General features: G+C 34.7%; 15 protein-coding genes. 13 read left to right on the top strand and 2 right to left on the bottom strand.

Annotated elements, in window-relative coordinates; genetic code table 11:
* The first annotated feature begins 29 nt into the window (after nt 1–29).
* From E0F98_RS10790 to E0F98_RS10775, 4 genes are all read left to right on the top strand, one after another.
* Nucleotides 30–800 carry a hypothetical protein gene (locus E0F98_RS10790; RefSeq protein ID WP_132111305.1) on the top strand — a complete coding sequence of 257 codons (771 nt, stop codon included), beginning with the start codon at nt 30–32 and terminating at the stop codon, nt 798–800.
* Between the two features lie 693 nt (nt 801–1,493).
* Entirely contained in the window at nt 1,494–4,991 is a 3,498-nt protein-coding gene (locus E0F98_RS10785) for a PAS domain S-box protein (RefSeq protein WP_165929313.1), read from the top strand.
* 89 nt (nt 4,992–5,080) lie between these two features.
* Entirely contained in the window at nt 5,081–5,941 is an 861-nt protein-coding gene (gene ypfJ, locus E0F98_RS10780) for a KPN_02809 family neutral zinc metallopeptidase (RefSeq protein ID WP_132111301.1), read from the top strand.
* A gap of 279 nt (nt 5,942–6,220) precedes the next feature.
* Nucleotides 6,221–7,504: a DEAD/DEAH box helicase gene (locus tag E0F98_RS10775; RefSeq protein ID WP_132111299.1), complete on the top strand. Its 1,284-nt coding sequence runs from the start codon at nt 6,221–6,223 to the stop codon at nt 7,502–7,504.
* Between the two features lie 219 nt (nt 7,505–7,723).
* Here the strand turns inward: E0F98_RS10775 and E0F98_RS10770 are convergent, their stop codons facing one another.
* Together E0F98_RS10770 and E0F98_RS10765 are read right to left on the bottom strand one after the other, a co-directional pair.
* Nucleotides 7,724–8,272, bottom strand: a complete 549-nt coding sequence (locus E0F98_RS10770; protein WP_132111297.1) for an REP-associated tyrosine transposase — start codon at nt 8,270–8,272, stop codon at nt 7,724–7,726.
* A gap of 83 nt (nt 8,273–8,355) precedes the next feature.
* Nucleotides 8,356–9,891: a YifB family Mg chelatase-like AAA ATPase gene (locus E0F98_RS10765; RefSeq protein WP_132111295.1), complete on the bottom strand. Its 1,536-nt coding sequence runs from the start codon at nt 9,889–9,891 to the stop codon at nt 8,356–8,358.
* Nucleotides 9,892–10,063: 172 nt separating this feature from the next.
* Here E0F98_RS10765 and E0F98_RS10760 point away from each other — a divergent pair, with 172 nt between their 5' ends.
* The 9 genes from E0F98_RS10760 (at nt 10,064) to E0F98_RS10720 (ending at nt 23,005) form a co-directional block, all read left to right on the top strand.
* The gene (locus E0F98_RS10760; RefSeq protein WP_132111293.1) at nt 10,064–11,266 is read left to right on the top strand and encodes an NAD(P)/FAD-dependent oxidoreductase; all 1,203 of its coding nucleotides are present in this window, start codon (nt 10,064–10,066) and stop codon (nt 11,264–11,266) included.
* A 369-nt stretch (nt 11,267–11,635) separates the two neighbouring features.
* Nucleotides 11,636–13,111: a sodium:solute symporter family protein gene (locus E0F98_RS10755; protein ID WP_132111291.1), complete on the top strand. Its 1,476-nt coding sequence runs from the start codon at nt 11,636–11,638 to the stop codon at nt 13,109–13,111.
* The gene (locus E0F98_RS10750) at nt 13,089–13,523 is read left to right on the top strand and encodes a GNAT family N-acetyltransferase (protein WP_132111289.1); all 435 of its coding nucleotides are present in this window, start codon (nt 13,089–13,091) and stop codon (nt 13,521–13,523) included. Before E0F98_RS10755 ends, E0F98_RS10750 begins: the two co-directional genes overlap by 23 nt.
* A 6-nt stretch (nt 13,524–13,529) precedes the next feature.
* A complete protein-coding gene (locus E0F98_RS10745) occupies nt 13,530–14,684 on the top strand; it encodes an amidohydrolase (protein ID WP_132111287.1) in 1,155 nt (384 codons plus the stop codon).
* Nucleotides 14,674–15,825, top strand: a complete 1,152-nt coding sequence (gene alr / locus E0F98_RS10740) for an alanine racemase (RefSeq protein ID WP_132111285.1) — start codon at nt 14,674–14,676, stop codon at nt 15,823–15,825. Before E0F98_RS10745 ends, alr begins: the two co-directional genes overlap by 11 nt.
* Nucleotides 15,825–16,898, top strand: coding sequence for an alanine/ornithine racemase family PLP-dependent enzyme (locus E0F98_RS10735; protein ID WP_132111283.1), 1,074 nt, complete (start codon nt 15,825–15,827; stop codon nt 16,896–16,898). The genes alr and E0F98_RS10735 overlap by 1 nt, the downstream gene beginning before the upstream one ends.
* 174 nt (nt 16,899–17,072) lie before the next feature.
* Entirely contained in the window at nt 17,073–20,063 is a 2,991-nt protein-coding gene (locus E0F98_RS10730) for an amidohydrolase family protein (protein WP_132111281.1), read from the top strand.
* 46 nt (nt 20,064–20,109) lie between these two features.
* On the top strand, nt 20,110–21,414 hold the full coding sequence (locus E0F98_RS10725) for an amidohydrolase family protein (RefSeq protein WP_132111279.1): 1,305 nt from the start codon (nt 20,110–20,112) through the stop codon (nt 21,412–21,414).
* Nucleotides 21,415–21,691: 277 nt separating this feature from the next.
* Entirely contained in the window at nt 21,692–23,005 is a 1,314-nt protein-coding gene (locus E0F98_RS10720) for an ammonium transporter (RefSeq protein ID WP_132111277.1), read from the top strand.
* Nucleotides 23,006–23,070: the final 65 nt, after the last annotated feature.

Here is a 23,070-nt window from a genome sequence, read left to right as displayed (position 1 = left end):
TTTTAACCAAAAATTAAAACCAATAAAAAATGAGCTTGAAGCAAAACCGATTAGAGGAATTAGTACGCAATGGATATCAGTTAGATTTTGCTGATGTATTTAACAAAGCATTTGAAAATTACAAAAAAATAGCGCTCTATGCTGGACTTTTGATATTTGTATTTGCCGTTATTGCTTTTATTGTGATAGCGAGTGTGGGAATCGCATTTGTAGGAGTGGCGTCCCTTTCTCAAGAATCAATAGAGGGCTTAGGTCGCAGTTTAGAAACCCTTAATGGAACGTCATTACTAATCTACGTGGGAGTATCGATTTTGTTTTCTAGTTTACTTAGTCCCTTACAAGCTGGCTTAATAAAGATGGCTTATTGTGCTGAAAGAGATGAAGAATTTCATGTTTCAACTGTTTTTAGCTATTATAACACAAAATATTTTGCCCAAATTTTCATTGCTACATTTCTTATTCTTGTATTGAGTAATGCCATATCAATGGGATTAAACTATACAGGTATTATTCTCTTGGGACCTATGATTTCTCTTGCCATATCTTTCTTCACTATATTGACTATTCCACTAATCATTTTTAGTGATTTGACAGCAGTAGATGCTATAAAATATACCTTTTCGATTGTATTAAAACAGCCACTTATTTTACTTGCTCTTATAGTTGTTGCGATAATTGGGTCAATGGTTGGATTTATAGGATGTTGTATTGGCGTTTTTTTTACACTACCTTTTATTTATTCGATGTACTATGCCATGTATAGCGAAATTATTGGGTTTGATCAAGATTTAGAAATCTAAAATTGTCATTATAAAAAAAGCCTTAATTTATCGAATTAGGGCTTTTTTTATCTGAAATAAAGTCTTAATTTTCTCTTGATTTTTAATAGAACTAGATTTCCCAAATCAACTCCCTTAACCTAAGTACTTTTTATGCTATTAAATAATGGTATTCAAATAGATTATTACTCCAGTTTAAATAGTTTTGTCTACTATGCCAGTTATTTGGGTACAACATCAAATCAATTACTTGATCGCATTTCTTTTAATCAAAATCTATTTAGTTCCATAATTCCTTTTATTTATTTTTTTATTTTTTTATTGATTTTTAGGTTTCACCGAATCAAATACAATCTAAGCAGCAAGTTTATAGAAAGTTATGCTAGTAAAAAATCCAGAAATAAAGAATGCCAACTCTATTTTTTATTTATTGGAGCTATAATGTTAATCTTGGAAATCACATTCGAGATTTTCAAAGTAAGACCCAAAAGTTTATTTATAAACAATATTGTTATTGCAACAGTTCTAATTGCGATACATTTTCTAAGTAAAAAATCGTCCTTTGTATTTAAGCATCTAGAACTAATATTTCGTTTTGTATATCTGAGCACTTTTATCTATGTAACTCGAAACTTAGTTTTTTCACCTTCAGATGGCATACCCATCATCACCTTTCTGTTGTTCATTTTCTTTTCCTACAATGTATTAAAACCAGTGAAAATATATTGGCTTTTTATTGCTACTGCTTTTATCTTCCTGACTTCGCTTATTCTATTTCAATTAGTTCCTCGACAGTCAATCCTATTAGTATTCAATTATTCGTTAATTGTTGTCGGCATTAACTATGTGAGACACGTTTCTTCAATAGATATCAATGACAAATTTCATTTTTACAACCAGATTATCCATAAAGGGAATTCATTAGTAATGGCTATTAATAAAAATCAAGAAATTGTATTTTGTAGCGAAAACATTGAGTCTGTTTTAGGATATTCAGTTGATGAGGTCATGGGATTGGGCTATTTGAAATTTACGGATGAGCTCCAAACTGTACCGGAAGAACTGAAATGGAACCTTCAAAATAATAATACGTTTACTCGAAAAGTACATTGTAAAAACGGAGAGGAAAAGATTATTCGATGGAATAACAAAAAATATTCAGATAATTTAATTATCGGGATTGGACAGGATATTACTAACGAAATTCAAATTCACAATCAGTACAAAAATTTGATTGAAACTGCTGCTGATTTAATTTATGAAATTGATTTTGATGGCAAACTAAAATTTGCTAATACTTTTTTATTAAAAACGCTAGGATACAATGAAAGCGAAATTCAAGATAAACATTATTCTTTTTTTATACGAAAAGATTATATTGACAAAATAATTCCTTTTTACAAAAATTTTAAAGAAATTGCTTTTGAATTCCCCTTAGTTGAAATTCCAATATTAAAAAAGAACAGAGAAACAATCTGGATTTCGCAAAAACTAACTATTAATAGAAATGATTCCGGCAAAATAGTTAGTTACTCCGCAATTGGTAGAGACATTACTTATTTGAAAAATATTGAAAAAGAAGAAAGCGAAAGACAGCTAAAAAATTTAAAATACAACGCTACTCTTAAAGGATTTACAGTTAAGAGTTATTCTAACAATGAAGGATTAGAATCTAAGTTAAAATCTATCTTAGAGATAACTACTAGAACAATTGGCGTAGACCGAGCGAGTTACTGGGATTATTTCGAAAATAAGTTGCATTGTGTACAACAATATGATTTAACAAATAATGAATTCACAAACAATCAAGAGCTCTTAAAAAGTTCCTTTCCAAAATATTTTTCAGCAGTTGAAAATAAAAATCAAATTGTAGCATCTAATGTTCATAACAATGAAATCACCAAAGAATTAGGTGCTATTTACATCAATGCTAATAGAATTGTTTCTCTTCTCGATACTCCCGTTTTTATAAATGGTAGTTTAAAGGGTATTATATGCCTTGAAGCTACAGCAGAAGGAAAACAATGGGATAGTGAAGATATCAATTTTTCAAGGTCAATTTCTGATATTATTGCAATCGCTTTCGAATCAGAAATGCGTATGGAAATCGAAAAAAAATTACAATATAAGAGTGAACTTTTATCGGCTATGACATTGTGCACCGAAAAATTCTTGAGTAGTAAAGATATAAACGCTATTTTCTCAGATGTACTTATAATCATGGGAAAAACAACTAAATCGAAACGAGTTTACTATTATGAAAACAATCCAGACACCGAGCTAATCAGCCAAAAATACAGATGGATTTTTGGTAACGAAACCCTAACTGCAATAAATCCCAATCTTCAAAACATATCCTATGATTACTTTGAAGAGTTATTACATCCTTTATTAAATAACGAAATCTATATTGCCAAAGTAGGCGAAATTGAGAATGACTCTTTGAAAAATAAGCTTGTAAATTTAGAAGTCAAATCCTTAATTCTTTTTCCTGTTTTTGTCAAAAATAAATTTCATGGCTTTTTAGGATTTGATGATTCAACTGAACAAAGAAATTGGTCAGAGGACGAAATCAATATTTTACAAACCTTAGCACGTAACATTGCTACCACCATAGAACGGCTTATAAATGAAACTGCCATTTATGATAGTGAAGAAAAGTTCCGCTTTTTAGCAAATAACATCCCCGGCACAGTCTATTTGGCTAAATATGATGCAGCTGCCACGAAAATTTATATCAATGATGAAATTGAAAAATTAACAGGATATTCAAAATCTGACTTTCTTTCTAATAAATTACGATTTATAGACTTAATTGTTCCTGAAGACAGGGACGAAATTGTACGAGACCAATTCAAGACTATTGAAAATGGCAAGCCTCTCCATTCAATTTATAAAATTATAAGAAAAAACAACGAAATTGCTTGGGTCGAAGAATTTGCCGAAGCGATATTTAAAGACGGAAGCATCGCCTACATCGAAGGAATCTACATCGATATTACGGAGAAAAAACAAGCAGAAAATGCTTTAAAAGACCTTGAATACGCAGAAGCAGCCAATAAAGCAAAATCAGAATTTTTGGCTAATATGAGTCACGAAATCAGAACTCCTTTGAATGGAATAATTGGATTTACAGATCTATTAATGAAAACTAAACTTGAAGAAACTCAAGAGAAGCATATGATTACCGTTAATCAATCAGCACATTCTTTACTAGGAATTATAAATGACATCCTTGATTTTTCTAAAATTGAAGCAGGAAAACTTGATTTACTTATCGAAAAGCAACCGATTAGAGACATTTTAAACCAAATTATTGATTTAATCCATTTCGAATCCAATCAAAAGAAACTTCAATTAGATCTTATAATCGCTCCCGAAATACCAACGTACTTATGGGTAGATAGTATCCGTTTAAAACAAATCCTGATAAATCTTCTAGCTAATGCAGTGAAATTTACAGAAAAAGGTTTTGTAAAACTGGAAGTTTCAATGATCAGTACTACCCATTGCACAAGTGGAATTCGTTTTGCCGTAATCGATTCCGGAATTGGAATTTTAAAGGAAAATCAAACGAAGATTTTTAAAGCCTTCTCCCAAGAAGACAACTCCACAACTAAAAAATTTGGAGGTACTGGATTAGGTCTCACGATATCTGACAAGTTGTTAGCACTTATGGACAGCCAATTAAAACTCAATACTGAGATAGGAATTGGTAGTACTTTCTATTTCGATTTAGAATTAAAAACTACTAACGAACCCGAAGAAGAAACAATTCTTTTAAATAGTAATGCTATTGTTATCGAAGATGTAGCTCTCAACACAGCTGACTATTCGAAAGCAGTAAAAATAATGATCGTCGAGGATAACAAAATCAATATGCTACTACTCAAAACAATTATAAAAAACATTCTTCCTAAAGCTGTTTTTTATGAAATCGTTAATGGATTAGAGGCTGTCAATCAGTTTGAATATATATATCCTGACCTCATTTTTATGGACATACAAATGCCACTAATGAATGGCTATGAAGCGACAAAAGCAATTAGAAAATTACATTTAGGGGCATCAATGCCTATAATCGCAATAACGGCAGGAACTGGCATCGAAATTCTTGACAAATGTATTGCTGCAGGAATGAATGACTATATTTCAAAACCAATTGTAAAGACGGTAATCGAAGATGCCTTAATTAAATGGGCTATTTCGTAGACCATTTAAATGTGTATCTTCTAATTAAAAAATTGCTTATCTTAGGTACCTATTTTTAGAAGCAAAAAAGAATCCAAAATTGAAATCATATGAGATGGAAAGGACGTAGACAAAGCGACAACGTAGAAGACAGACGAGGAATGTCTTCTGGCGGTAAAACAATTGTAGGTGGAGGAATTATAGGCGTTATTATATTACTGATAAATGTTTTTGGAGGCGAAAATGCCCAAATTGTGGGTAATATCTTAGAACAAACTCAAGGCAACCAACCTACACAAACAGAAGAAAGAGCATTAACAGCTAACGAACTTGAAGAGCAAGCCTTCATCAAAACAGTATTAGCCGATAATGAAGATGTTTGGACAAAAATTTTCAGTGAAAATAATCTAGAGTACAGAAAGCCAAATATTGTATTATTCAGTGGCGCAGTGCAAACGCGATGTGGTAATGCCACCTCTGATTCTGGCCCTTTCTATTGCCCAGCAGACCAAAAGGTATACATGGATTTAGCTTTTTTCGAAGAATTAAAAACTCGATTTGGAGCTCAAGGTGGAGATTTTGCAACCGCTTATGTAATTGCACATGAAATAGGGCATCATGTTCAAACTTTATTAGGAACATCTGATAAAATGCGTCAGATGCAACAAGGTAAAAGCAAGTCTGAAGCCAATAAATTATCTGTGGCTCTGGAATTGCAAGCCGATTTTTATGCCGGAGTTTGGACGCATTACAACCAGCAAATGAATAATATTTTAGAAGCTGGCGATCTTGATGAAGCTTTAAGCGCCGCACATGCGGTAGGCGACGATGCAATTCAATCTAAAATGCAGGGTCATATTGTCCCAGAATCATTTACTCACGGCACATCCGAACAACGAAAGTACTGGTTCTTGAAAGGCTATAAAACTGGAGATATCACTCAAGGAAATACTTTTGACGAAATCAGATAAAAAGTAAAGACATACAACCATTAAAATCGGGAAATTTCCCGATTATTTTTGTTCCCAACTTTTCTAATTTGAGCTTCTCCGTTCAAAATTTCTTATCTGTGTTTTATTCGAAATAAACAGTAAACTATCCATCATTTAGCTGTGTCTGATTAAAAATGAAGCCGCATATTTATTCAAACAAAGTTAATTATTAAAAAACAAAGGAAAAATAAGCAGTATCTTCGCGTCAAATTAAAGAAGTGCACTAAACAAAAGGTGTTTACTTCATAAACACATTTTATGTCATTTAACTCATTAGGCTTATCTGATGCTTTATTAAAAGCCATCAGCAAAAAAGGGTACACAACCCCTTCTCCAATTCAACAAAAAGCAATTCCACCTATTTTAGAAGGTAAAGATGTGTTAGCATCTGCTCAAACAGGAACAGGAAAAACAGCCGGTTTCACGCTACCAATATTACAAACATTATCGCAAGGAAAACACTTAAGCCACAGACCTATTCGTGCCTTAATATTAACCCCAACACGAGAATTAGCAGCTCAAATACTAGCTAATATAAAAGAATACAGTGAGTTTTTAGATATACGATCTGCCGTAATTTTTGGAGGTGTAAATCAAAAACCACAAGTGGCTCAACTGCGACAAGGTGTCGATATTTTAGTTGCAACGCCCGGTCGATTAATCGATTTACAAAATCAAGGTTTACTAACATTATCTAAAGTAGAAATCTTAGTATTAGATGAAGCGGACAGAATGTTAGACATGGGTTTTTTAAGAGACATTGAGCGTATACTGAAAGTATTACCTGCAAAAAGACAAAACTTATTATTTTCGGCGACGTTCTCAAAAGATATTAAAAATTTGGCAATGGGTATTTTGCATAAACCAGTTCAGGTTGAAGCAACACCAGAAAACACTACCGTTGATGCTATTACTCAAAAAGTATATCCAGTTGCAAAAGAGAAAAAAACAGAATTGATTATCAAATTGATTACGGAAGGAAACTGGAAACAGATTTTGGTATTTACTCGAACAAAGCAAGGTGCAAATAAGCTTACTGAAAGTATGATTAGCGCTGGCATTCAGGCAGCAGCAATTCACGGAAATAAAGGACAAGGCGCACGTACAAAAGCCTTAGCCGGTTTTAAAAGCGGAAGCATAACCGCTTTAGTAGCTACAGATATTGCGGCTCGTGGACTAGACATTCCATTATTACCTCATGTTGTCAATTTTGAGTTGCCTAATATTCCTGAAGATTATGTTCACCGCATAGGTAGAACAGGAAGAGCTGGAGCAAATGGAGAAGCAATTTCTTTATTTAGTCCAGACGAAACTACATTTTTACGCGACATAGAAAAGTTAATTGGTCTTAAAATAGCAACCGAAAACATTGCTGGTTTTGAGCCGGATCCAAAAGCATCTACTCAACCTATTAAGCAAGGACAAGGAAGACCACAGCGTAATTCGACACCTAGAAAACCAAAAACTGAAACTACTGCTAGAGCAAGTAATAGTTTTGGACCGAGACGTCCGAATTCTAATAACGACAGACGTTCTAACTAATAAATTATAGTTTCTTTTTAGGAGCAGAATGATTTCGTTTTTTTAGAAGTCATCTCCAGCTCCCGACGCTTCGGGACATTACAATCCTTGTGCGGGCTAAACGCTAGCCCACACAAGGATTTTCATTTATATCGGGGCTATCATTCACGACTATTTTTCTTGAAACCATTTTTCACCTCGCCGCTGGCGAGAGCGTCCCGCTCGTGCGCTCAGTCTAAGTCAATTTATATCTATCTCTAAAACAGTCTGGTCATCATTACCATAATTTCTTGCCGAGCTATATTTCCAATCTATAGGGTCGGTTACAAAACCAGATTCAACTGGATTATTATGTATATAATTTAGCTTTTGTTCAAAGACTTTTAAGGACCAAATCTCGATTGGATGATTGTCCTGTTGCCAAAATTGTCGGTTTTTAATATTACTATTCTTCTTACCCGCTCGCTCCATCATCCAAAGCATCCATTCTCTTCTACTCTCCTGAGCATTTTCTTCAATTGTTTTAAGCATTTTTTTTGAAGTAAATCCTTTGAAATCTCTGATCAATCCTGATGGATCTGCATTTGCAGATCTAAATAGTAAATGAATATGACTGGGCATAATACAATATCCATATATTTCCATACCCTTATTTTTTCTACAAAAATCCAATGATTCTATAATAATCACGAAATAGTCGTCCCTAGTAAAAACATCAATCCAATTTACAGTTGCGAAGCTCACAAAATAAGCTCCTGTTTTCTCTCCAAATTTGTATTTAGTACTCATTAAATATTTTATCACATATTACGATTCTTTATGAACACGAGCGGGACGCTCGCGCAAGCTGTGGGCTCATCCTTAACTCTAAATTACCCCAACCAGCCATCACGATCCAAACTTCTATACTGAATCGCTTCGGCAATATGAGAGGATATTACTGTAGGAGCTGCATCAAGATCAGCTATCGTTCTTGCTACTTTCAAAATCCTGTCGTAAGCTCGGGCAGAAAGATTTAGTCGTTCCATAGCCGTTTTTAACAACTGTTTCGAAACATCGTCAAGCGCACAGTATTCTCTAATATGCTTGGTATTCATTTGGGCATTGTAATGGATGTTTTCCATCAATTCAAATCGTCCCGACTGGATTTCACGCGCTGCTGTCACTCTTTTTCTGATATCAACACTACTTTCTGCCTTATGATCATCTGATAATTTTTCGAAAGGAACCGGAGTAACTTCGATGTGAATGTCTATTCGGTCCAACAATGGTCCAGATATTTTACTCAGATACCGTTGCATTTCGTGTGGTGAAGAAGTTTGAGGAGAATCAGGATCGTTAAAAAAACCACTCGGACTCGGGTTCATACTCGCAACTAACATAAACGACGACGGATAAGTAACCGTAAACTTGGCTCTTGATATCGTAACTTCTCGATCTTCTAAGGGTTGGCGCATTACTTCTAGTACATCACGTTTAAATTCTGGTAATTCATCTAGAAACAAAACTCCATTGTGCGCCATCGAAATTTCACCCGGTTGCGGGTAACTCCCACCACCGACAAGAGCCACATTTGAAATTGTATGATGGGGACTTCTAAACGGTCTTTGGTTCATCAGACCCACTTCTTTCAGTTTTCCTGCAACACTATGAATTTTAGTAGTTTCTAGCGCTTCACGCAAAGTCATGGGCGGCAAAATACTCGGTAATCGTTTGGCTAACATCGTTTTTCCAGCTCCTGGCGGACCTATTAGAATAATATTATGACCACCAGCGGCGGCAATTTCCATACATCTTTTTATAGACTCCTGCCCTTTAACATCTGAAAAATCAAATTCTGGAAAATCTAAATCTTTATAAAACTCGGCTCTGGTATCAATAGTTGTGGGTTCTAAATTTCCTTTTTCTTCCAAGAAATCAATAACTTCCTGAACATTTTCTACACCATACACCTCTAATCCTGCAACAATAGCTGCTTCTTTCACATTTTGTTTTGGCAGAAAGAAACCTTTAAAACCCTCCTCTTTGGCTTTTATGGCTATAGGTAATGCTCCTCTAATGGGTTGTAAACTTCCATCTAGTGAAAGCTCGCCCATAATAATATATTTGTCGATATCAGTAGCTTGAATTTGTTGGGATGCAACAAGAATTCCGATCGTTAAAGTTAAATCGTAAGCAGAACCTTCTTTGCGTAAATCAGCAGGAGCCATATTGATCGTAATCTTTTTTCCAGGCATAGTATAGCCGTTATTCTTGAGAGCAGCCGCAATACGATAACTACTTTCTTTGATGGCGTTATCAGGCAAGCCCACTAAATGATATCCAATTCCCTTATCAATATTCACTTCTACGGTGATAGTAGTTGCTTCTACTCCAAAAACGGCACTTCCAAAAACTTTAACTAGCATATCGGATAATTTTATTAAAAATAATGATTTTTAACATACCAAAATTAAATTTAGTACAACTTCTATCCTAAACGATTAGTTGTCAATTTTATAACATTAAACCAATATTACAAAATAAGGGTTTCCTACTATTCATTATTTTTATAAATGCTAAACTAAAACAGATAAAATCATGGATTTAAAATCAGGATTACCATTTTGGCTTATAAAGAATGGGCTTAACAAAGATTACTTGACTTTAGATGATAATATTGAAACCGAGGTTTTAATAATAGGTTCTGGAATTACAGGAGCACTATGCGCGCATTTTTTATGTGAAGCTAAAGTGAAATGTATTATCGTAGACAAAAGAATGGCTTCGACAGGAAGTACCACAGCAAGTACGGCCCAACTTCAATATGAAATTGATGTTTTTCTTTTTGATCTAATTGAAAAAGTAGGCGAAGCAAATGCCGTTAAAGCCTATAGAAAGTGCTTGGATTCCATTTACACCTTAGAGAAAATTATAAAAAAACTAAAGATTAATGGAGACTTTGATTGGCGTTCTAGTTTATACCTTGCTTCAAATGCAGCCGGTTTAAAGGATTTAAAAAAGGAATTTGACGTTCGGAAAAAGCATCAATTACCAGTAACTTTATTGACCCAAAAACAACTGAAGAGCAAATTCAATATTGATAAGAAAGGTGCATTATATAATGACTGTTCGGCTCAGATAGACACTTTTAAACTCTGCAATGCAATATTAGATTATCACAAAAAGCATTCGGACTTATTGGTTTACAGTCATACCGATGTGGTTAAGATTGCGAATAAAAAAGACCACATAATTGCGTATACGGCAAATAAAAATACGATCAAAGCAAAGAAAATAGTTGCGGCTCCCGGTTTTGAGTCTCAAAATTTATTGAAAGAGAAAGTGATGCAACTTAACTCTACCTATGTCCTGGTCAGCAAACCAATGAAGCCTACCGATTTTTGGAAAGAGAAATGCCTAATTTGGGAGACAGCGAGACCGTATATTTATATTAGAACTACTGAAGACAACAGAATAATGGTAGGTGGTTTTGATGAGCCTTTTCAAGACCCTGAGCGAAGAGACAAATTGATGGAGAAAAAGAACGAAGCCATTCTAAAAAGATTTAAAAAATTATTCCCCGATAGTAAAATCGAAATTGACTTTTATTGGTGCGGGACTTTTGGAGAAACTAAAGATGGACTGCCGTTTATTGGCGAACATAAAGACCATCCAAATATGTATTTTGCACTTGGTTATGGAGGAAATGGAATCACATTTAGCGTCATTGCCGCCGAAATGATAAAAGACCTTTATATTGGAAAACCCACAGATTCAGACTTATTTTCATTTGATAGATAGTGATTTTAAAACCAAACAACCATCCTCAATAAGAGAACTAAACTGAAGGTTTTACAAATAATATGACCTATAAAAACATTCTTTTACACCTAACAAAACAATGTAAAAACACAGCACTTGACAGAGTAAACTGCCCTAAATCATTGCATTTTTATGTGTTATCGGATATATTTTCTTATATTTGCCGCTAATTATTTGCTTTTTCAGGGTTAAAACCGAATTTTTTTCAATAATTCGAACAACCCAATCTCCGATTTCACATTCCTGAAATCAACTTGAAAATACAAACCTTTATTGCAGTTCGCTGCATCTATTGCCTTTTGGAAAAATTCCATTTACAGGCTACTAAATAATCAAAAATAGGAACAAATGCACATAATAGATTATGTAATATTTGTGGTTTACATGCTGGCTATGTTAGGTGTCGGTCTTTATTTTTTTAACAAAAACAAAACTGCCGAGGATTTTTATGTTAGCGGTAGAAACATGAGCAGTTGGCATATCGGATTATCGGTAGTGGCTACTGATGTTGGTGGTGGATTCTCAATAGGATTAGGAGGACTTGGTTTTACAATGGGACTTTCCGGTTCTTGGATGCTCTTTACAGGACTACTGGGTGCTTGGCTAAGTGCGGTTTTCCTAATTCCGAAAGTAAGTCATCTGGGACACAAGTATAAATTTTTCACTTTCCCGCAAATTTTCGGTCATTTCTATAATGGAAAAGTGGCCCTCCTTGCTGGAATTATTTCTGCAATTGGCTACATAGGTTTCACCAGTTCTCAGGTTTTGGCAGGAGCCAAATTAGCTTCGGCAACTATTGACGGACTAAATATCCAAACCGCCTTAATTGTCATGGGGGTTATTGCTGTTGCTTATACCACCATTGGCGGTTTAAAAGCGGTCATCTACACAGATACGATTCAATGGTTAATCCTTATTGGTGGTTTAGTTTTTATAGGAATACCTGTTGCCTACAATGCTGTAGGTGGTTGGGAAGCCATCAAAGAAACCTTAGATCCAAAATATTTATCGCTGACCAATGTTACTTGGTACCAAATATTAAATTGGTCCGTAACCATTATTCCTATTTGGTTTGTTGGAATGACCTTATACCAGCGAATTTATGCCAGTAAAGGAGAAAAAGAAGCGAAAAAAGCCTGGATAATTGCAGGAGTTTTTGAATGGCCCATAATGGCTTTTATGGGAGTTGTTCTCGGAATGCTTGCCAAAGTTGCGGCAACCAAAGGCATGTTTGACGGAATTACAAATGCTGCGTCAATGGACAGCGAGATGGGATTACCCATTTTATTAGCTACCGTTTTACCAATTGGTTTAATGGGATTAATGCTTTCCTCTTATTTTTCGGCAATTCTTTCTACCGCTGACAGCTGTTTAATGGCTGCATCGGGAAATATCGTAACTGATATTATTGCTAAATTCTCGAAAAAAGAACTAACTCATAAGAAGGAACTTAGGCTATCACAAATCATAACGCTACTAGTTGGGATTTTCGCAATCTTATTGGCTTCCCAAATGCAAAACGTGTTGGAACTCATGCTATACTCCTACGCTTTTATGGTTTCCGGTTTATTTATTCCCGTCCTTGGTGCTTTATTTTGGAAAAAAAGCCATCCTAAAGCTGCTTTCTGGAGTATGCTCTTTGGCGGAGCAACCACAATTTTACTTATAATTACCGAAAATAAGTTACCTTTAGGAATAAAATTACCTGAACATTTAGACGCAAATATTTATGGAATAACTATTTCACTTCTATTATTCGTTACAATATCACTTTATCATAATAACAAACAAGAAAATCAAAATGGAATTCAAAATAACCAATAGTGCTTCAGGAGAAGACAAAACACATACAAACCAAATCATCGCTCAGTTTCTACATACTCATTTAGAAGAATACGGAGATAAGGTAGAAGACATTCTAAAATGTATCGCTTATGTTATGAATCCTGACAAAGGAGGAAATATAGTGGTAGGTCTAGACGAGAATAAAATTGTAGGTGTTGTAATTTTAAATAACACAGGAATGAAAGATTTTATCCCTGAGAATATTTTAGTTTATATTGCTGTAGACAATAGCCAACGTGGGAAAGGCTACGGGAAACAATTAATGCAAAAAGCAATATCGATCGCCGAAGGAAACATAGCTCTTCACGTAGAGCCAGGCAATCCCGCTAAAGGTTTATATGAAAAATTAGGTTTTACCAATAAATACCTAGAAATGCGTCTTATCAAATAGTCCAAAATGGAGAATTTAAACCAACGCATGGAAACACTTGTTCTACTGCGAAAGGAACTACATAAATATCCGGAAGTTTCTGGAAAAGAAGTGAAAACTGCAAAAAAAATTATCTCTTTTCTAGAAAATTATCCAGCTGATGAAGTTATAACTACTATTGGAGGAACTGGAATTATTGCCATTTATAAAGGCGAAAAGCCAGGAAAAACGGTTTTGTTTAGATGCGAGTTGGACGCCCTACCCATTGAAGAAATCAATACGTTTGAACATCGTTCGCTCACTGATGACGCTTCGCATAAATGCGGACATGACGGTCATATGGCTATTCTATGTGGACTAGCCACCCAATTATACCACCACAAACCAGAAACGGGAAGTGTGATGCTATTATTTCAACCTGCGGAAGAAGATGGTAGCGGTGCGCAAAAAGTATTTTCAGATCCAAAATTTGAAAGATTTAAACCCGATTACGTTTTTGCCCTACACAATTTACCTGGATATCCAAAAAACCAGATTGTAGTTAAAAACGGTACATTTACTTGTGCCGTAAATAGCATGATAATAAAATTGGACGGAATAACAGCACATGCTGGAGAACCTGAAAAAGGAATCAATCCTGCCTTAGCGATAGCTTCGATTATTACCCAGTTTAACACTTTTATTCAAGCTGACATTTCGAAAGAAAATTATTGCCTGATCACTCCTATTTATACTAAAATGGGCAAAAAAGCCTATGGTGTTTCGGCGGGAGCTGGAGAAATTCATTTTACGGTGAGAAGTGATAGCAATTCTCAGATGAGAAAAGTAGAAACTACTTTAGAAAATATAGCAAATACTGCTGCAGATGAATATCGATTGAAATGCAATATCAAATGGACGCAAGGTTTCCAAGCCAATGAAAATAATGAAAAAGCAGTCAACTTTATTAGAGTAGCTGCTAACGAAAATTATTTTGAACTATTGGAAAAAGAAAGCCCTTTTACTTGGGGAGAAGATTTCGGATTGTTTACCCAGCACTATCAAGGTGCGATGTTTGGACTGGGATCAGGAACAGAAACGCCCGCCTTACACAATCCAGACTACGATTTTCCAGACGAAATAATTACGACTGGAGTATCTATTTTTCATCACATTAGCAAACAGATTACAAATGCACACTAATTCAACAATAGAACTTAATACGACTGCCTACAAGAATAATCTGTCTTTTCTCCGCACTACTTTTGGAAAAAAAGTACAAATATCATGCGTTGTAAAAGGCAATGCTTATGGACATGGAGTCAGGGAAATTGTTTCGATGGCATATAAAAACGGAATTACACATTTCTCGGTTTTTGATGTACAGGAAGCAAAGGATATAATAGAAGAATTGCAAGACAAAGCCACCGTTATGGTCATGGGACTCGTTCAGGACGAAGACATGGAATGGGTGGTCGATAATAATGTCGAATTTTTTGTTTTTGATAAAGGCCGGTTGACAAAAGCTGTAAAAACATCAAAAAAACTTAATAAAAAAGCAATTGTTCACATCGAAGTAGAGACTGGAATGAACCGCACAGGTTTTGAAAAGAACGCCCTAAATAGCATTATTCCTTATCTAAAAAAAGAAAAAGAATACGTCTATTTTAAAGGACTTTGCACCCATTATGCGGGTGCCGAAAGTATCGCAAACTATTACAGAGTGGACAAGCAAATAAAGCGATTCGAAGAGATTTATCAATATCTTTGTAAGAATGACCTGAAACCAGAAATCAAACATTCAGCTTGTTCAGCAGCATCTATCATGTTTCCTGAAACCAGAATGGATATGGTACGTATAGGGATTCTTCAATATGGCTTATGGCCAAGTCCTGAAGTTTTTGTTAATTATTTGAGTACCAAAAAGAGTAAAATTGATCCGCTACAAAGAGTTATTACTTGGAAAAGTCAAATAATGAGCGTTAAAAAGGTGAAAATTGGAGAGTTTATAGGATATGGAACCAGTTTTCTGGCAGAAAGAAAAATGAAAGTCGCCGTAATTCCCATTGGTTATTCCCACGGTTACAGCCGTTCGCTTAGCAATCAAGGAAGAGTGCTTATTCATGGACAGCAATGTATTGTCGTAGGCTCTGTAAACATGAATATGATGACAGTCGATGTAACAAACCTAGAATCAGTAAAGAAAGACGATGAAGTAGTACTAATAGGTTCTCAAAATGACATCGCACTAACTATAGCTTCTTTTAGCGATTATAGTAACCAATTGAATTATGAATTATTAACCAGAATTTCCAAAACGATTCCACGTAAAATTATAGAATAATGGCTTTTATAAAACTATTCCGAAAAAAATTAGAAGAGAATTATGCCTACTTGAATACTATTTTCGAATCCAGAAATATAGAATGGGGAGTTGTAACCAAACTACTTTGTGGAAATAAAATATATTTAAAGGAAATTATCGCTTTGGGAGTGAGAGAAATGCACGACTCCCGAATTAGTAATTTAAAAAAAATTAAAGCCTTAGATCCTACTATTCAAACCGTCTATATCAAACCACCTGCAAAACGAAGTATTGAAAGTATTGTTCGCTATGCAGATGTAAGTTTTAATACTGAAATTGATACCATAAAAATGCTTTCGAAAGAAGCGCAAAATCAAAATAAAATCCATAAAATCATCATTATGATTGAGATGGGCGATCTACGTGAAGGTGTGATGGGCGAGGAATTAGTTGATTTTTATGGTAGTATTCTAAGTTTACCAAATATCGAAATTCGAGGCATTGGAACAAATCTAAATTGCCTGAGCGGAATAATGCCTACTCAAGACAAGCTAATTCAGCTGAGTCTTTACAAACAATTGATTGAAGCTAAATTTAATATTAAAATATCATGGGTTTCCGGAGGAACCTCTGTAGCAATTCCGTTAATTCTAAAAAATGCACGTCCTATGGCGGTGAATCATTTCAGAATTGGAGAAGCATTATTCTTTGGTAAAGACTTATTCACTGGTGAAACTATTAAAGACATGCACAATGATGTCTTTAAATTGTACTCGGAGATTATAGAAATTACCGAAAAACCAGATGCTCCTACAGGTGAGTTAGGCGAAAGTGGCGTTGGAAACACTTATGTCATGGAGGACAATACCGACTTAGGAGTTACTTCATTGCGTGCAATTCTGGATATTGGACTGTTAGACATGCAACCACAATATATTGAAGCAGAAGATACTGATATTACCATCGTCGACGCTAGTTCTGATATGTTAGTCATTGATATTTCTCATTCGAAAAAAGACTATAAAATAGGTGATTTAGTCTCATTTAAGATTCAATATATGGGAGCACTCTATCTTTTAAATTCAGATTACATCGAAAAAACGATTGGCTAGAAAAGTGTCAATAATAAATCACAAAAGGGAATATAAAAATTATTTATGTTCCCTTTTTTTTTCGAAAAAAACACAAGCTCCTACTTAAAGTCAGAAAACAGATGTTAATTATTTTATTTTGCAAAAAATATCATACTTATTCTCTATTTTTACCCAAAAACTAACAAAAAAACTATGAAAAGAATAATTACCCTTCTTTTTTTATTAATTTTTATACCAAAAATTAATGCTCAAGAATACTTCCCTAACAACGAAAGTGTTCAAAATAAAAACAACAATTATACTGCTTTTACCAATGCCAAGATATTTGTAACTCCCACGCAGATAATCGAAAAAGGTACTTTACTTATTCAAAATGGAAAAGTAATTGCAGCAGGAACATCGGTAAACATTCCAAAAAATACTATTACAATAAACTTAGAAGGAAAATCTATTTACCCTTCTTTTATTGATATGTACACGAGTTTTGGTATGGACAAACCTAAAAGAACAGAAGGTAATCGCCAAAGTCAATCCTATGATACGAAGCGCGAAGGTTACTACTGGAATGAGCATATTCGCTCAGAAGTGAATGCGTATGATAATTTTAAATACGACCAAGCTAAAGCCGAAGAATTATTGAAAGCTGGATTTGGTGTAGTGGGAACTCATCTACACGACGGTATTGCCAGAGGTACAGGTTCTTTAATCGCATTAAATAATAATGAAAAAAGCAACCGATTAATAACTGCTAAAGCATCTAATCATTTTGGTTTTACCAGAAGCGTTACCTCAAACCAAGCTTATCCAAGCTCATTAATGGGAATGACAGCCTTGTTAAAACAAGTTAATCATGATTTGAAGTGGTATAAAAATGGGAATGCTGAAAATAAGGATTTATCATTATCTGCCCTGGCCGAAAACGAAAAACTTGTTCAAATATTTGCTACAGAAGACAAACTAAATAGCATGCGAGCTTCAAAAATCGCTAAGGAATTCGGTTTGAAATATGTGATGAAAGGAATAGGAAACGAATTCGAAAGAATTGAAGAAATTAAGAAAACTAATGCTCAATTTATTATTCCAATAAATTTCCCTGAAGCTTATAATGTGTCCGACCCTAATCAGGCCAACCAAATGGAATTGAAAGATTTACGTTTTTGGAATCAAGCGCCTACTAATCTAAAAGTGCTAACAGACAATGGGATTGTTTTTGCATTGACTACTGATAAATTGAAAAAAACAGAAGATTTTAGAACAAATCTGCTGAGAGCTATAAAATATGGTTTTGATAAAACAAAAGCATTAGAGGCATTAACAACTGTACCTGCTTCAATCTTAGGAAAAAGTAATGAAATTGGAAGTTTGAAGAACGGGAATTATGCAAACTTCATAATTACTAGCGGTGAGATATTCGATGATCAAACTAAAATTTATGAAAACTGGGTTCAAGGATCTAAGTATGTTGTAAATGACATCACCACTAAGGACATTAGAGGAGAATATGACTTGACAATCGCCGATAAAAAATATACGTGGAAAATTACTGGTGAAATAGAGTCTCCAAAATCGGAAGTAAATACAGCTAATTCTCAAAAATTAAGCTCTAAACTTTCAATTTCGAATAATTGGATTTCGAATGTTTTAAAATCAACAGATTCTACACAAACGACATTCACTCGATTGATTGGATATATAGATGATGTTCAAGTTCTTTCAGGAAAAGCAATTTTATTTAATGGTAACGAAGTGAAATGGTCAGCCAATAAAATCGCTCCATATGTAAAACCGGTGGATTCACTAAAAATACAAAAGAACAATATCATTATGCCTACAACATTCCCTAATGTTGCTTTTGGTAATACAAAAAAACTTACTGCTGAAACATTACTCTTTAAAAATGCAACGGTTTGGACAAATGAGAAAGAAGGTATTGTTGAGGAAACAGACGTTTTAGTTAAGAATGGTAAAATCGCTGCAATTGGTAAAAATCTATCTGATGCAGGAGCAACTGTAATTGATGCAAAAGGAAAACACTTAACCAGCGGAATTATTGACGAACATTCTCATATCGCAATTTCCAGCGGAGTTAATGAAGGTGGACACAATTCTAGTGCTGAAGTTTCAATTCAAGATGTTGTAAACTCTGAAGATATTAATATCTATAGGGAGCTTGCTGGTGGCGTAACTACCTCTCAATTATTACATGGTTCTGCAAATCCTATCGGTGGACAATCTGCCATCGTAAAATGGAAATGGGGACAAGATGCAGATGAGATGCTTTATAAAAACCAACCTAAATTCATCAAATTTGCTTTGGGTGAAAATGTAAAACAGTCTAACTGGGGCAATATAAACCCAACTCGTTTTCCGCAAACAAGAATGGGTGTAGAACAAGTTTTTACAGATTATTTTCAACGTGCAAAAGAATATGATTTAGCATGGAAAAACTATAATTCGAAAAAAGGAAAAGGAGTTGCTCCAAGAGTAGATTTAGATTTACAAACAGTAGCTGAGATTATTAACAAAGAGCGTTTCATCAGTTGTCACTCTTATGTTCAATCAGAAATATTAATGTTGATGAAGGTGGCTGAAAAATTTAATTTTAGAGTCAACACCTTCACTCATATTCTTGAAGGGTATAAGGTAGCCGACAAAATGAAAGAACATGGTGCTGGAGCTTCTACATTTGCTGACTGGTGGGCTTATAAGTTTGAGGTAAATGATGCAATCCCTTACAATGGGCCAATAATGCATAATGCTGGAGTAATAGTAGCCTATAATTCTGACGATGCTGAAATGTCTAGAAGGTTAAATCAAGAAGCTGCAAAAGCGGTTAAATACGGTGATGTTTCGGAAGAAGAGGCTTGGAAATTTGTGACACTGAATCCTGCTAAATTGTTGCATATCGACGACAAAGTAGGAAGTATAAAAGTGGGAAAAGATGCTGATATTGTACTTTGGAACAACAACCCTCTTTCTATTTATGCTAAAGCCGAAAAAACTTTAATTGAAGGTGTAGTTTACTATGATGTGCAAAAAGATGAGCTTCAAAGAGCGGCTATTGCCAAAGAAAGAAACGAGCTAATTGGTCAATTACTACAAGAGAAAAACCAAGGTGCACCAACTCAAGAACCAAAAAGAAAAGAAAAAGTAGAATACCACTGTGATACTATGGAACATTAATAAATTGAACCTTAAAAGTTATTATCACCTAATAAATTAGAGACAAATGAATAAAAACATATATATTTTAGTATTGGCATTGAGTGTGTCATTATTTACAAATGCACAACAAACGCCGGCTCCCAAACAATCAAAATCCATATTGATTTTAAATGCCAAAGCACATATCGGGAACGGACAAGTTATCGAAAATAGCGCCTTAGGTTTTAAAGATGGAAAAATCACTATGATTGCTGACGCTACTACAATTCGAATAGACAAAAGCGCTTATGATATGACTATTGATGCTAGTGGCAAAGAAGTTTATCCGGGTTTTATAGCTCCAAACTCTACATTAGGATTAGTTGAAATCGATGCTATTAAATCATCTGATGACGAAAATGAAATTGGACAGCTAAATCCTCATGTGAGAAGTATCATAGCCTACAACTCAGAATCAAAAGTCATCGAAACTGTGAGACCAAATGGGGTATTAATAGCTCAAATCACACCTCGTGGCGGAAGAATATCAGGTACTTCCTCCATCGTTCAACTAGACGCTTGGACTTGGGAAGATGCTCTTATAAAAGAAAATGATGGTATCCACCTTCATTTCCCATCCAGCTACAAGAGAAGCGGATCTTGGTTTGAACCAGGAAGTATCGAAGAAAACAAAGATTACAAAACTCAAATAAATGAGATTCTTACATTTTTGTCGAATGCAAAAGCATATCAAGTTGACAATGCAAAAGAAAGAAATCTAACTTTTGAAGCTACAAAAGGACTGTTTGATGGTTCTCAAACATTATTCATTAATGCTAATGAAGAAAAACAGATTATCGATGCAGTGCAATTAGCTAAAAATAATGGCATTAAAAAAATGGTGATTGTAGGAGGTTATGAAGCTTATAAAACTGCAGAATTACTACAAAAAAATAACGTAGCTGTACTTTTAAAAAGAGTTCATGATATGCCAGAACACGAAGATGACGATGTTAACTTACCTTATAAAGTCGCAAAATTATTAACTGACAAAGGAGTTTTAGTCGGTTTAGAAAATAGTGGTGACATGGAACGTATGAATACCAGAAACCTACCTTTTCTAGCTGGTACATGTGCAGCCTACGGAATGGATAAAGAACAAGCATTGCAATTAATCACTTCTAATACAGCCAAAATATTAGGAATAGACGCTCAATGTGGTACGCTAGAAATAGGGAAAGACGCCACTTTATTCCTTTCTGCTGGTGATGCCTTAGATATGAGAACTAATAAAATATCACATGCTTTTATTCAAGGTCGAATGATTAGTCTTGACACGCATCAATCTCTATTAAATAAGAGATATAAGGAAAAATTCAATCAAAACTAGATTTATTTCACACGATAGAAAGTTAACTTCTTAAAACAGACAATTTACTCGCTAGTAAATTGTCTGTTTTTTTTGAAATAGACCAAAAAAAGGAAATTATACTATTTTAATTCACTAACATCTTAATAAATCCTTATTTCGAACAATATATTTCCATATACCCGTAAAAAAATAGGGGTCATTATGATTATTTAGTAAAAATAACCCCTACCTATTCATTTTTAAAGGGGTGTTTTATATTATTTTATATTTTTGTTGAAATCTAAATCAACACAAAATGAGAAAAATTGTATTAAGCATATTGCTGGTTTCCCTTTTAGTACTAAGTTTGTTTTCCACTTCGATTTTATCGGCACATCCAATTCCGATAGAAGAAATAGCATTTGATACTGGAGATACCGCATGGATGATAGTTGCTACAGCACTTGTTCTTATTATGACTCCCGGTTTAGGATTCTTTTATGGCGGAATGGTAGGCAAAAAAAATGTGATCAGCACCATGTTACAAAGTTTCATGGCTATGATCATTGTAACTGTACTCTGGATCGTAATTGGATTTAGCCTGTCTTTTGGCCCTACAATTGGAGGAATAATCGGTAATCCTATTCCCTTTCTGTTCTTTCAAGGAGTTGGTATTCACACCGCTTGGCAGGCAGCTCCCACTATCCCGTTTCTATTATTTGCTTTATTTCAGGCCAAATTTGCAATAATTACACCCGCTTTAATTACAGGTGCTTTTGCGGAGAGAATTCGTTTTTGGGCTTATTTGTTATTCATGGTTCTCTTTATCATCTTAATTTATGCGCCTTTATGTCATATGACATGGCATCCAGAAGGATTGCTATTTAAATTAGGAGTGTTGGATTTTGCCGGTGGAACAGTAGTTCATATGAGTGCAGGATGGGCAGCATTAGCAGGCGCTATGTTTTTAGGAAAAAGAAAAGCTCAAAAGTCAAATCCCGCACGTATTACTTATGTATTACTAGGAACTGGGTTACTATGGTTTGGATGGTTTGGGTTTAATGCTGGTTCTGCTTTAGGTGCAAATGGAATAGCGGTACAAGCACTTGGAACAACAACTATAGCCGCCGCAGCCGCCGGAATGGCGTGGGTATTCTTAGATAAAATTCTGGGTCATAAACTATCCGCAATGGGAGCTTGTATTGGTACTGTAGTAGGATTAGTAGCTATTACTCCAGCCGCAGGATTCGTAAGCATGCCGCATGCCATATTCATAGGAATATTTAGTAGTATTGTCAGCAACCTAGCGGTAAGCGCATTTCATAAAGGTAAAATCGACGATGCCTTAGATGTATTTGCTTGTCATGGTGTAGGTGGTATGACTGGAATGTTATTGACAGGAGTTTTTGCCTCTAAAGCAGTAAATCCTGCAGTTACAGATCAAGGACTTATATTTGGTGAAACTACCTTATTTTTTAACCAATTAATCGCTTTGGTAGGAGTATCGATTTTTGCCTTTTTATCCTCGTATTTCTTATTCTACGTTGTCAATAAAATCACACCATTAAGAGTGAGTGAAGACAAAGAAGAGTTAGGTTTAGACCTCTCCCAACACGGAGAGTTTTTATAAAAGTATTTATAAAAATTGTGTAGTAAACTAAACCTAACACAAAAAAAAAAAAATCCCGATCTAAA

Source organism: Flavobacterium hiemivividum (assembly GCF_004349145.1).
Classification (GTDB): Bacteria; Bacteroidota; Bacteroidia; order Flavobacteriales; family Flavobacteriaceae; genus Flavobacterium; species Flavobacterium hiemivividum.
This window is presented reverse-complemented; position numbering and strand designations above follow the sequence as displayed.